We start from the raw sequence: 11906 nt of genomic DNA, 5'->3' as shown, positions 1-11906 counted from the left end.
CAAGAGGGTTGCGCCGAAGGTCTTTTTTTATGGTTTCAGGGCTGCGTCCAAGCAGCACCGCCAATTCGTCGAGGTCGAAGATTTTCAAAGCAGGTCTTCAAAAACGGTTTTCGGGACACGAGCAGGCATTTGATGCCGGCACGTGCCGTTACGTGCCGCGAGGCGTCGTAACGGCACGTTTAGTGTGATGCGTTTATATCTCCGGCGAGGGCCCGTGTTTGTCCCTCGTTTGTGCCACACTCGTCGCCAGAGCGAAGCTGCATGCCGCTTCTTCGGGACTACTTGGGTCGAACACCGAAATGATTAGAATGGTACATACCTCGCAGATACGACGGTGTCCCGGCGTGGGCCGGATGTAGTCGGTGTGCGCTCGATATGCATACGACCTTCTTGTATTCTCTCGTCGAGACATGCCGACTCACCGGCTAAACGATAAGGTCCCGATGCGCAAATACATCACGGATTCCATTGATGCGATTCATAAAAGCCCGGGGTTGCAGTCCCCTTTTTGGAGGCCAACTTCGTGCATATGTGCACATCGCCGTAGACTTTCGCTCTGGCAATAGACGCGATTCGAAAAATCGTTAGGGAATAAGAATGAGACGAATTGAAAGCATCGGGGTACCGGCTGAAACTCGGCAGTTGTTGCGCGACAGGCTGCAGCGATTTCTGCCCTCGCATGGTGCTTCATCTGGACGATTGAACACTGCGGTGCGACCACCTGTTTTTGACGCCGAGCTGGTCGACTTCTACCGAAATCTCATTTTTCTATCAGGAGACCAAGTTTCGCGCGCTCGCGAGGCGTATGAGTTGGCGCGGGACGCTCTGTTGAAATCGCGTGAGCAGGACAGTCCAAACGTGGACGACGAAGCAGTTGATGTCGAATTGAGTCCGACGGGAGCAGGCACTACGCGCGAGAAGCCGGTCTCCTTTCTATCGGACGCGACAGCTTCGGCTCAAGGGAATACCCCTGAAGCGGGTAGCATCGACACGAACAATGGGTCGTCTGGAGACGAAACCCAAGACGCCAGCGAATCGCCGTCGCCTGGTGTTACCTCAAAAATCATTTCCAACCCGCTGAGCCTCACTGCACTTTCGCCACCGCCTGCCTTCGACGAGCTGGTAACTCAAGGCTGGATTTATATAGCCTGGGACAGAGTCATTGTCCCTGGAGATATTTTGAGAACCGTCCTTCGCAGCCAGGAGGCGATTGCGGCCCCCATCAGGGCGATAATTGAAGCGCGTGGCCTCGATGATTATGCCTTTTCAAAAGACTTTATCCCAGCTGAGTCACTACGGGAATTCGCGAACGATGTGGTGGCAGGAAGGCGTCGCCCTTCCGAAATAGCGAGCATTTCTCCAGCGTGGATTGCAGCACGAATCTGGGACACGCCTCCGCACGCTCCCGGCACCTCGCGAGAGGATTTGGAGCTACACGTAAAGCACTGGGTGAATTGCTGGCGGTCTTTGGGGGCTCCCTCATTTTCACTCACTCAAATTCTGGAATCGAATGAGGTCGACTCTTTTGTCAATACGGCTCTCGACGTCCTTACTCGACCATCTGTGTCTCCGGGCTGGGAGGAGCTGCGAGTCTTTGCCGCCGCGCCGATGCGCTTAATGCAACCACATCGAGCCAATCAAATCGACGCCAGACTGTCCATGGCACCGACATCGACAATTGCGCGCTTTCGATGGATGGAAGGGCACGCTATGCGGCACGCGTTCGGCGATTTCGCGTTTACTGAGAGCAATAGCTTGATGGCGGTGCTAACGAATGAGCTGAGAGAGTCTCCGTTTGTTCGCGAGGCATGGGCCACACGCCTGTTGGACTTGATAGTCGACCGACCTATCCTGCTAGTGCAGCTTGGCATGGTGGCAACGAGCACGCCCGTGATTCTCGCGGATATGCTGATGTCTGCGTCGACGTGTCCATTGGCGTGTTTGTTAATTGCTCGTTGGGACTTCAACGGCGGGGGATGGAACCGCTCATACCAAATTCACGCCAATCAGACGACAGAAGTGTTTGCGTTTGAAGATGCGCTTGCTATGTTAGCGAGCCATATTGAAGCGGCACAGATACCTGCTCACGAGTTGGCCGCGTTGTACCATGAAATTTACAAGCTAAGCCTGAACCAGAAACAGGCATTCCGGCGACGCGAAGTCTTGTCTTTGCTCCGGAGCGAACTAAGTGCGGCAGACCTCACATTCAAATCGGAGGTACTACGTACACTGGTTATCAGTGCGCGTACCGAGATGTATCCGACGGAAGCATTTTGCGCAGCATTGGACATGGCTACAGAAGGAGATGTCGCAGACCTCGTCGAACCGTCCGATTTGGTGACCCTATATCTTGACGTGGTTCTGCCCAAGGCCGGTCAATTGCATTTTGGACAGTTAGACCCCAGCAGTTCGCACTTGTTGTGTGAGCTCGCGCTTCGGTGTCAAACGCACGTACGCGAGAGATTCCTCGGTGCAATCGATGTTCAAGGCTGGCAAAGAGAGAATCCCTCTGACACTGGCGAGCGGTACATATTCCGCGACCAACTCATCCGGCGCATCAGGCTTCACATCCACCTCCTCGCGCGCGCTATTGCTGCGTGGCCTTCGGCAGTTCCACGCGAATTAGTCAGTGGGTTATGTGCCGCAATACATGCTGGCGCAATCGACCGCAGTGAACGCAACCGTCTCGATGCATTCAATGTCACGCTGACGACAGGTATTTCGGGCTCCAATCAGCCCTCCATCTCACTCGATTTGGCTGCCGCATTGCGGCGGGTTGAAGGCGACCTCTTGCAAACCCTGGTCGCCGAACTGTGTCAGGTCGAGGAGCCGGTCGTGTTGGCTGAGATTGTCGCGAACACTCCGGCAAGTCACAACGGGCTAATCATGAGCCGCCTACGAACGCTCACGCCGGAAACATCTTCAAGTGTGTGGAGCCTTCCTGCAATACAGGCGAGAGTAAATGCACTTCTCGCAGCAGGCCTCATTGAAACGGCAGACGCGTTCATTGCAGAGGAGCGCAATGCCGTCACCCTGGGAAAGGTACAAGGTCGAGAGGTGGCCAGGATACGAATCGACCTCGGATTGCTAGTTGCGCGCTCTGATTGGGGCGGACTTTCCACATATGCTCTACCAGCGGACTTAACACCCGCCGAGAGAAATGACGCAAGCGATGCACTTGATTTCTATCGCGCATTGGCTGAGTTGAAGAAAGAGGGAGGAGATTTTGCGGGCGCGGAGGCCACGTTCACCCGACTAAGTCAGCGACATCCCACCGTGATTGCGTACGCCATCAACGCTTTCGTTAGCCGAGTTCACCGGCTCTTGAACAACAATGTCTTCCGGGTGCTGGCAGGAAACGAACTCGCTGAAGCGAAGCGTATCCTGAGTGACGCTGAGCGAGACATAATGCCTCTAATTCAACACTCAACGCGCGACCTGAAGCCGTTCAATGTCAATCGCATCATGCTTAAGTTGGGGGCGGGCCAAACGAGAGAGGCGCTCGAATTGTCGCTGCAAATGAGAGAGACAGGCTACGACGCGCACGTCGAGGGTTTCGCCGCGGTAGCTATGGCGAGATTAGGTAGCCGGCATGAGGCGATTACGGCTCTTACAGAGGTCCAGCGAGCTTTTGGTCGCACCGAATTCCTGGCTGCAGTAAGAGAAAACATCGACACGCATCGACCCTATTCCACCGTTCCGAATCTTGCGGTCGACGGCGACCCGATTCCTGGCTTACGACATGCATTCGAGGCATTGGCAAGGCTTGGACATGACGAGCAGGCACAAGTACTCCAAGAGCGCGGCCGTATTGACCTATATTTGTTGGACCAAGTGCGGGGTGCGTGCGCGAGCCTGGTTGCCGTCGCGACGATGATGGAAAACCTTGGAATGCTCCGCCTGGAAGACAATATTTCGGGCGTATTGAAGCAGCTCCTTCTCTCGCGATTAGTCGTCCCACAGTGGGCAGTGCAGGACCAACCGCGCGGCGGCAAAGCACGGTCGGGTGGTGTTGGTGAGCGAGACATCGTAATCAGCAAGGGAACCGCGGAGCTCGCTGTTATCGAGGCGCTCGTTGTTAAGTCGGTCGACACAACCAATCTGACCTTGCATTTCGAAAAACTGTTTGATTACGGTAGCTGCCGGTTCTTTTTTCATATTACCTACTCTCGCGGCGCCGATCGCACGCGAATCGTGAGTTTTTTGAAGGAAGCATGTGCCAAGCCTCCGAGTGGCATTAGCTATCAGGATGTCGAAGACCTGCCCGACCACGATTCTTCGCCGATTGGCTTCAAGGCTTTCTACACGGTTGATTCTCGCGAAATCATCATGACCTTCCTCGTGCTCGATATGGGACGGCCGTCTCGAGACAACGCATCAGGCGAGCACGACGCGTAGTTGCACTGGCGACAACCTGAGGGACCGCATAGTTTCGAGTACATCAGCCTCAGTGAAGGTGCCGCGGCGAGCACCGGTCGGCATGCGGATGTTAGCAACTCCGGTGTTTGTTTTTCAGGGGATAGGTTTGTTTGGTTGTCGCTCGCGAAGGAGCACTTACGCAGTGAAGCGATATGTTTCATGCCGACGTAATGAATGGTAACAAAATAAATTTTGAGCGACTGTGATAACTGCACTCAAAGATAACTTTTAAAGGATTGCGCACGGAGTGAAGTTTGAGAGGTGCTTATACAAGTTATAGGAGGCGAAGCGAAGCCGGCCTATCAAGCACAACCTCAAAGGAACACTCCCAATGAAACTCTTTCGCATCTGCAATCAAGACTTTAACTGCCTCGGCGAATTCGAAGCACTCGACGAGAAAGACGCGCTCGACGCGTACGCGCGTGACACTGGCGGCTATCAGACGTACGCCGAAATGGAAGCGGCTGACCTTTACGCGTCCGGCTTGGACGCGGGAGAGTACGCGCATGCGAACAGAAATACCCTTCCGCTCCGGGTAAGGGAAGTGGACGACCGCGACTATGAGACCCTCTTTGTCGACAGCAACGGCAGCCGCGGTGACGACTTGCACGGCTTTCGTCTCGCACGGTTCGTGCGGGCCTGGTATCCAACGGTGACCGGCGCTGACGACTGCTCGCTTGAGGACATGCTGAAAAGAGGTAGCGACGGGTACGAAGCCATCGACTTCCTGCTCCGCCTGCTGGGCGAAGCTCGGGACGAGTGGGTGAGCGAGAACGGCGGGGAGCCTACGTTCGAGCAGTGCTGCGACGAGCTGGCAAGCTGGAGCCTGCACTACGATTGCCAGTACGGTGCACGGGTGATTGTGTGGGAGTCCGGCATGCGCGAAGTGCGGTGGGGCTATGGGGATAAGTACTGCTGGGCGGACCTGGATGCAGTGCTTGAAGGGGTGACACTCCCGGACGGCCAGGCGCCGGACTGGTGGGATGAAGACTGGACCGACTACGAGTACTGCGACTTCCGGGGTCAGCATTTCGTTAAGCGCGAGGACCTGCCGGCAGATGACCCACGCAGCCCGGAATACGAGGACGATGAGCAAGAAGCCTGATACTGATACCAAGCCTCGCTCGACGCGGGGCTTTTATATTACGGGCCGTGATATATCGTGATATTTGGCAGGCGCAACGCCTAGCGCTGCGGGGAAAAAAGCCCAGTAGCACAGTCCATGACGAGCGCCAATTGCTGTGGTACGACGCCGATTTGATATCAAGCGCGAGCGCGGGTGTCGTCGGAGTTCCACTGAAAACAATGTCGCAGTGTTGGTGGTGCGTTTGTGTGGAGGCATTCGACTCGAGGAGTTGAAGACAGAGCCGCGTGTAGTGCAGTGCTTTATGCCGATTTCGAGGGTTTGCTGGCGTCAAAATTGGCGAGTTTGGACGCACTGCGGCCGTAAGAACGGCCGGTTTTGATGGTTACTTACGAGCCGACGTGGTCTATTGCTCCATATTTTCACAACAATAAACGTGAATTTTACAGAATCAATCCTCATTGTTGTGGTTTTGTTATACAAATTATTTTGACGTCAAAATCAATGCGCCAATTCAGGTACTTTAGTTTTCAACGTTGAAAACCGTAATGCCGCAGTTCAGGTACATTCCGTTTCTGCGCAGAAACGAGTTTCGTGGCCTACCCTGCGGTCAATTCCCAGTGCTCCACCATCGCCACCGCTGCTTCCAGAACAGCGCACAGTCCGGCATAGTCGTCGCCCGTGAAGTCGGCGCCGTCCAAGCCCGCACGTGTTATCAGAGCCGCTGCGCGTTCATTGCCACCTAGCGCGCTAGCCGCGCTCACTGCAGTTACCTTGCTGCGGTCAGAGAAGTACTCATCAGATGGCAGGCTTAGCGGGCCGAACAGTTCGCCGAGTGCTGCACCAATTAGATTAGTTGCGAGTTCGCGTGCAGGTGCGTGCATGTTGTTACTGGTAGCAGAGATGACACCTATAGCGACGCCTGAAAACTAGGTTGGCAGGTAGCGCAGGTTTGTTGGACCTGCTGACAGGACGACCACGCGCTCCGCGCTGGTCACAATGCCCGAGTAACCGCTCTCGCGCTCGCACGGATTGCCGGGATAACGCGCTTCGTACGGCTTACCGCCGTACGTACCGCGCTCATGCGTCCAGCTCTCGGTGCGTATGTCCACAAGACCCACTTCGTCCGTCTCATCGGCGTCGGCGCACTGGTCTAGGAAAAGTACCTCGGCTTGCGGGTCCGCTAGCGCTAGCTGAGCTAATAAGTCCTGCACTTTCATAACGCGTCTCCCCTTAGTTGCACGGTGCAACAAAGCCTAGTAGTCCTAACACTACTGACCCGTTGATGGTAGCATTGCCTATTGCAATTAACGCAGGAGAGCGTTGTGCGGTACGAAGACCTCATCCGGGATGCACGCAACGAAGCGCTTACTGAGTCTGGCCGCGTGCGCGCGGCGTCCGACGCTATTTTCGTACTGTGTCAGCAACCGGGCGTAGCAGCCCGCTTGAGCGCAGACGACGCTGCGCTTGTTGTCAGTCTGCGCGACTGGGTGCTGCGGGTGGCGCCGCTGGAGCCATTGCCTATGTCGCCAAGCGAAGCGGTGGCGCTCGCGGAGCGTGTTCACAAAGCCAGGAGTAGCGACGATGCTTAAAGTGACCGTAGAGCTGTGTCCGCCGCACGGACCAAGCCGCGTACTAGGCTACACCGAAATTGAAAACGTGACAGCCGACGAAGCGAGCGTGAATGACGGGGTCTCCATCAACAAGCACGGAGACTACGCAGTAACTGTATTTGAGGGCAAAGACGAACACCAGGTGGGCACCGCGACGCTGACCGCGTATCCGCGCTTTGGCGGCAGTGTGTGGGACCTCGTGGCACGCGGGATTGCGACCGCTCTTGCGGGCAAGGAACAGCTCCCCGAACGTCCCGTTTTCCCGTGGCGGTGATGGCTATGGATGACACCCTGTCTGTTGCCGAGGTGGCGACGCTTTTAAACGTTACGCGGAAGCACGTGCTTCGGTTAATCACTGACGGCAAGCTACCTGCAATCACCGGCACTGACGGCACACGGGCCGTCGACCGCGCTGACGCAGAGGCGTACGGTCTGCAAGCAAGGAAGCGCGCACGCAAGGCGCTGGAGGAACTGGCGCGCGTGTCGCAGGAAGCTGGGCTCTACAAACCGCGTACCGCCGACGACTTTGAGCGCAGTGCGCGCCGGTGGCGCCGGCGTAAAGTTCAGCGTGGCGAGTTTCTGTCAGCACAGGCGTTTTGCCGCCAAAGGGGTGTGTCGCCGGCGGAGCTGCGCCGCCTTGGACGACGCGGGGATGTTTTTGGGGTTGAAATTGCACACAGACGGTACTACCCCGCCGTGCTTGCAAGCGTGAGCGGCGTGCAGTTGTCGCGGCTTGACCGGCTGTGCCGCCGCCTACGTCCTTTGCCGGCATGGCTGCGCTGGGATACATTGACAGCGCCTCGCGGCTCGCTCGGCGACCGTTCGGTAATGCAGTCGCTCAGCCGGGGCGCGCGATATCGGCGCGCACGCTGGTTTGTGGGTGTGACCGTTGCCGACCACAAGGGAAATTAAAATGCTCGCAATCACCTTTTACGACGGCGAGTACGACAACATCAGTTTTTTTACGCGCATTTGCGAACTTGAGGGCAGTGCGGTGCCGTTCGACCGCCCGCCCTTTTCACTGCTCGAAGAAGCCGCTAGAGTGCTGGAGATGTGTACCGACAAGTACAGCACGCCTCTCCCAGCCGGCGAGCACGTGCCGGTGTTTGTTGGTCGCAAAACCGGCACTGAGGACAAGCCGCTCGCTCGGCTCGACATTCGTATAACCGGAGGACAAGCACGCGCAAGCATCGAGAGCAAAGACGCTCCGCGTGTTGACACGGAGCCGGTGGCTGTGGACAGTGACGACGACGTCGCCACGATTGCCCGCAAAGTCCTCAGTATTTATAGCCGTGCGAGTTGAAGACAAGATTGTGCGCTCCATTAGGCGGCGCAAGGACGTCGTTCTACTGAGGTCGGAACTCGCACCGATGGGTAGCGTCGCGCAGGTCGGACGGGTGCTTGCAAAACTTGTGGGGGATGGGAGGCTGGTGCGTGTGAGCATCGGTGTGTACGCGAAAACCAGGGTGAATAAGTTCACCGGGAAATTGGCGCCATCGGCGACGTTCGAAGCGATTGCTGCGGAGACATTCAAAAAGCTGCGCATTCAGGTGTCGCTCGGCCGGCTTGCGCGCGATTACAACGCGGGACTGACAACGCAGATTCCAATGGACGGCGTTGTGTGTACCGGCAAGCGTCGCATCAGCAGAAAAATTCAGGTGGGCACGCGAACGGTCAAATATGAAAACAGTTCCGGCTGATTACAGGTAGTCGCGCAGCAGGCCTGCGACACCGAGGTCTTCGTCAAGTTGGTCCCAGTGCAACCCGGATGGTGTCAGACGCACATTCGCGCGCTGTTCGGGCGTGGTTGAAAACAGCATTGGCGACACACTGTACGGCACGCTCAGAGCGCGGCCGTCCGATAACTCGACGCAGAAGCTGTCGTCGAAGAATTTGACCGCGACGGGGCGCGGCGTCATGTCGTGCTCTGATGTCAAGCGGGTATGTGTCAACTGCGGGGCGCACTGACGTGGCGCCCCAGATACGGGCGGCCGCGTATAAGCCTGCCAAGCCCAAAGCCCACAATCGCTGCAGCCACCGTGACGCCGAGCACCGGCGCCGCCGACGACAATATTTGCCACCAGTCAACCGCTACCCAATCCCACGCCAAGTGGTGTTGCATCGCCTCCTCCTTGCGCCTGCAGTCGTCAGCTAAGTATAAGCGCCTCGCACTCGAATTTGGGCTCAAGAATTTGCAAACGACAGCCGTAATCCTGTTGCCGGCAGAGTGTCGGCCGGGCGCGTGCGCCCGCTAAATACGAGAGAATAAGAAGGAAGATATGAGCGCACTAACACGAAAAGCAACATCGCTGGCAACTGCAATGTGCCGCGACGCATTTGGAAACTTCACGGCAGGCCAAGACGCACGTAGCTTGGGATTTCTGGCTGCCGCCATCAAATTGCTGGACGCAGTGAAGGCCTGTGAAGAAGCGAAGAGCGATTTCCGCGCTGAGGCGGCACTGCAAGCTGCCATGACGGCTGCACTGGAAGCAACGGACAAGTTGCCAGCATTCGACGACGCGTTTATTCAAGGCGGTGCAGAGCGCTTTGAAAAACTGGGACTCTCGTCGGAAGGCGTGCTGGTACAAGTCGACTCCGCTGAAATGGGGGCCGCGTGAACAAAGAGGAACAGTTTATTGAGATGAGCGATGCGGAAAAGGAAGTCGCCCGGCTGACGCTTGGCGCCGCGCTGGACTTGGTAGCAAAAGGTGACATGCGCGGTTACGCCCGGCTCCTAGCTGAAGCAGCGGAACTGTGCAAGCGCTCGATTGCGGAGCGTCATTGATGACAGAAGCGAAAACCGAATACACGCCTGCTTCGACTGCGCTTGATGCAATCCTCCCGATTTTCTTTCACACGCACCGCTCCATCGCACAGTCGGTAGCCGCACCACTGCACCCGGCAGCGGCCGTGGTGTTGTGCCAGCTGGCAAACGCAGGAGATGAAGGCACGCACCAGTTTTTCTTGAAAACAGGGCTGCGCTTTGCGCTCGACCGTGACGAAGCGAACCGCGTGACCGAGGCGGGAGTTGCGAAGGCGTTGAAAGCAGGACTTGCTGAAACCTTTACCAAGGAGGGTAAGTCCGATGAGTTTATCCGTCTGACTGCAACGGGCCGCGAAATGTTCGAGCACCTCAACTCGGTGTTTGCAAACGGTTGACGGGCAATCGTACCCAAAAAGAAAAAAGGCCATGCTCCGCCTGGGAACATGGCCTTTTTTCTTACTTCGATGGTGCGTGAGGCCGGACTCGAACCGGCACGAGATTGCTCCCGTCAGGACCTAAACCTGGTGCGTCTACCAATTTCGCCACTCACGCGAATTTTTATACCTAACAGGCAGGACCGCTGCGATATCGCATGCGACACACGCTTCTGCGAGACGCCGAACTTCTGCGAGACGCGCTAACAACCCTTATTCTACATGGGTTCCCGGGTGTATCAGTCCTGCACACACCGCACGGAGCGTCAGGACCTAAACCTGGTGCGTCTACCAATTTCGCCACCCTCGCAGCCGGGCAAAGCGCTGCGCGCTCTGCCCGATGTCCTGCATACTCACGACCGCGTAAAACCCCGCGCCCGAAAGCGTAAGCGCGAGATTCTAACCGATTGATTCGCGCTTGTCTGCATTTGCTCATGCATCTGCCCGAGGAGCGTCGATGCTACAATTTTTGGTTAAACGCACGCACGCCGTTCCCTCAACGCCCGCCCTTCCCCACATTCCAATCCCGTGAATTTCGACGAATATTGCCAGCAGAAAGCGGCGCCGCCCGGATCGAGCACCTACTATGCGCTTCGGCAGGCGCCCGCGGCAAGCCAACCGCTCCTGACCGCACTGTTCGCGCTGCGCCGCGAGTTCGAGGAAACCGTTAAAGAAATCAGCGATCCGGCCATCGGCCGCACCAAACTCGCCTGGTGGCAAAACGAGATCGCCGCGCTGGCTTCGGGCTCGCCGTCGCATCCGGTTTCAAAGGCGCTGGCGGCCCATCTGCCCGACGTGCAGGCGGCGTATCCGGCGTTGCAGGCGTTGCTCGCCGGTTTCGAAATGGACCTCGACCAGGCACGCTACCTCGACTACCCGAATCTGCGGCGCTACGTGCAGGGCGTGGGCGGCACCTTTGCATCGCTGGTCGCGCGTTCTACGGCGAAAAACGGCGCACAGGCGTCGAGCTGGTCGGCACCGCTCGGCGAGGCGCTACAGCTTGCGCAGTTCGTCGTCGAAACCGGCAATGATGCGCGTCACGGCCGCATCTATATTCCGATCGACGAAATGCAGCGCTTTAACGTCACCGCTGCGGATCTGATCAATCGGAAGTATTCCGACGCGTTTACCGAGCTGATGCGCTTCGAGACCAAGCGGGCCCGCGATGCGTTGCAAGCGGCGCTCGCCGCCATGCCCGCGGATGAGCGCCGCTCGCAGCGTACGCTGGTGGCGCAGGCGGCCCTTGCTTTGGCACTGCTGGATGAAATCGAACGTGACGACTATCAAGTGCTGCACCAACGCATTGCGTTGACGCCGATCCGCAAGCTCTGGATCGCGTGGCGCGCCAGGTAAGCGGACGACACAACGGCCGCCGCCTCATGCCGATAAGGAAGCGCCGTCCCATTATCAGACGCGTAATAACGGCAGCGGCTCGAACCGCTGCTGCAGGATCGCGGACGCGTCGAGCCCCCACCAAGGCCCGAGCACGGTCGCGTAGAGTTGCTGGAAATCGACGCCGACCGGCAAGTTACCGTTACCATCGAGCCGCGCGAGCACTGGCGGCACGCCGTACAAACCGCCCCGCACCCGCC

15 protein-coding genes, 1 tRNA gene and 1 pseudogene are annotated in these 11906 nt (G+C 57.4%); 11 read left to right on the top strand and 6 right to left on the bottom strand.

Annotated features, from left to right (window positions below; genetic code table 11):
* The first annotated feature begins 597 nt into the window (after nt 1-597).
* Both GNZ13_RS27110 and GNZ13_RS27105 read left to right on the top strand, forming a co-directional pair.
* The gene (locus GNZ13_RS27110; RefSeq protein WP_172170314.1) at nt 598-4398 is read left to right on the top strand and encodes a hypothetical protein; all 3801 of its coding nucleotides are present in this window, start codon (nt 598-600) and stop codon (nt 4396-4398) included.
* Nucleotides 4399-4750: 352 nt separating this feature from the next.
* Nucleotides 4751-5524: a hypothetical protein gene (locus GNZ13_RS27105; RefSeq protein ID WP_172170312.1), complete on the top strand. Its 774-nt coding sequence runs from the start codon at nt 4751-4753 to the stop codon at nt 5522-5524.
* 578 nt (nt 5525-6102) lie between these two features.
* On the opposite strand, the gene GNZ13_RS27100 is transcribed toward GNZ13_RS27105, so the two are convergent.
* Both GNZ13_RS27100 and GNZ13_RS27095 read right to left on the bottom strand, forming a co-directional pair.
* Nucleotides 6103-6387, bottom strand: a complete 285-nt coding sequence (locus GNZ13_RS27100; RefSeq protein ID WP_172170310.1) for a hypothetical protein — start codon at nt 6385-6387, stop codon at nt 6103-6105.
* A 45-nt stretch (nt 6388-6432) separates the two neighbouring features.
* The gene (locus GNZ13_RS27095) at nt 6433-6723 is read right to left on the bottom strand and encodes a hypothetical protein (protein WP_172170308.1); all 291 of its coding nucleotides are present in this window, start codon (nt 6721-6723) and stop codon (nt 6433-6435) included.
* 105 nt (nt 6724-6828) lie between these two features.
* Between GNZ13_RS27095 and GNZ13_RS27090 the strand changes: the two genes are divergently transcribed.
* The 5 genes from GNZ13_RS27090 to GNZ13_RS27070 are packed head-to-tail and all read left to right on the top strand — an operon-like array spanning nt 6829 to nt 8816.
* Nucleotides 6829-7095: a hypothetical protein gene (locus GNZ13_RS27090; protein ID WP_172170306.1), complete on the top strand. Its 267-nt coding sequence runs from the start codon at nt 6829-6831 to the stop codon at nt 7093-7095.
* Nucleotides 7088-7390 carry a hypothetical protein gene (locus tag GNZ13_RS27085; protein WP_172170288.1) on the top strand — a complete coding sequence of 101 codons (303 nt, stop codon included), beginning with the start codon at nt 7088-7090 and terminating at the stop codon, nt 7388-7390. Before GNZ13_RS27090 ends, GNZ13_RS27085 begins: the two co-directional genes overlap by 8 nt.
* A gap of 5 nt (nt 7391-7395) precedes the next feature.
* Nucleotides 7396-8028 (top strand): helix-turn-helix domain-containing protein, encoded by a 633-nt coding sequence (locus GNZ13_RS27080; protein ID WP_172170304.1) that lies wholly within the window; start codon nt 7396-7398, stop codon nt 8026-8028.
* Between the two features lies 1 nt (nt 8029).
* Nucleotides 8030-8419 (top strand): hypothetical protein, encoded by a 390-nt coding sequence (locus GNZ13_RS27075; RefSeq protein WP_172170302.1) that lies wholly within the window; start codon nt 8030-8032, stop codon nt 8417-8419.
* Complete coding sequence (locus GNZ13_RS27070; protein ID WP_328807296.1) at nt 8358-8816, top strand: DUF6088 family protein; 459 nt, start codon at nt 8358-8360, stop codon at nt 8814-8816. The genes GNZ13_RS27075 and GNZ13_RS27070 overlap by 62 nt, the downstream gene beginning before the upstream one ends.
* On the opposite strand, the gene GNZ13_RS27065 is transcribed toward GNZ13_RS27070, so the two are convergent.
* Both GNZ13_RS27065 and GNZ13_RS27060 read right to left on the bottom strand, forming a co-directional pair.
* The gene (locus tag GNZ13_RS27065) at nt 8817-9035 is read right to left on the bottom strand and encodes a DUF2442 domain-containing protein (protein ID WP_172170300.1); all 219 of its coding nucleotides are present in this window, start codon (nt 9033-9035) and stop codon (nt 8817-8819) included.
* 29 nt (nt 9036-9064) lie between these two features.
* Entirely contained in the window at nt 9065-9238 is a 174-nt protein-coding gene (locus GNZ13_RS27060; protein ID WP_172170298.1) for a hypothetical protein, read from the bottom strand.
* 157 nt (nt 9239-9395) lie between these two features.
* Here GNZ13_RS27060 and GNZ13_RS27055 point away from each other — a divergent pair, with 157 nt between their 5' ends.
* The 3 genes from GNZ13_RS27055 to GNZ13_RS27045 are packed head-to-tail and all read left to right on the top strand — an operon-like array spanning nt 9396 to nt 10275.
* Entirely contained in the window at nt 9396-9734 is a 339-nt protein-coding gene (locus GNZ13_RS27055) for a hypothetical protein (protein ID WP_172170296.1), read from the top strand.
* Entirely contained in the window at nt 9731-9901 is a 171-nt protein-coding gene (locus GNZ13_RS27050; protein WP_172170294.1) for a hypothetical protein, read from the top strand. The genes GNZ13_RS27055 and GNZ13_RS27050 overlap by 4 nt, the downstream gene beginning before the upstream one ends.
* Nucleotides 9901-10275 (top strand): hypothetical protein, encoded by a 375-nt coding sequence (locus GNZ13_RS27045; protein WP_172170292.1) that lies wholly within the window; start codon nt 9901-9903, stop codon nt 10273-10275. Before GNZ13_RS27050 ends, GNZ13_RS27045 begins: the two co-directional genes overlap by 1 nt.
* 70 nt (nt 10276-10345) lie before the next feature.
* Here GNZ13_RS27045 and GNZ13_RS27040 read toward each other — a convergent pair.
* Nucleotides 10346-10432 (bottom strand) — tRNA-Leu (locus GNZ13_RS27040).
* A gap of 410 nt (nt 10433-10842) precedes the next feature.
* Between GNZ13_RS27040 and GNZ13_RS27035 the strand changes: the two genes are divergently transcribed.
* The gene (locus GNZ13_RS27035; protein ID WP_172170290.1) at nt 10843-11667 is read left to right on the top strand and encodes a squalene/phytoene synthase family protein; all 825 of its coding nucleotides are present in this window, start codon (nt 10843-10845) and stop codon (nt 11665-11667) included.
* Nucleotides 11668-11721: 54 nt separating this feature from the next.
* Here the strand turns inward: GNZ13_RS27035 and GNZ13_RS27030 are convergent.
* A pseudogene (locus GNZ13_RS27030) lies at nt 11722-11906 on the bottom strand (DUF1501 domain-containing protein); the annotation flags it as partial.

This window comes from Paraburkholderia elongata (genome assembly GCF_013177735.1).
GTDB classification, from domain to species: Bacteria; Pseudomonadota; Gammaproteobacteria; order Burkholderiales; family Burkholderiaceae; genus Paraburkholderia; species Paraburkholderia elongata.
The sequence above is the reverse complement of the archived record's forward strand: the minus strand, read 5'-3'. Positions and strand labels throughout refer to the sequence as shown.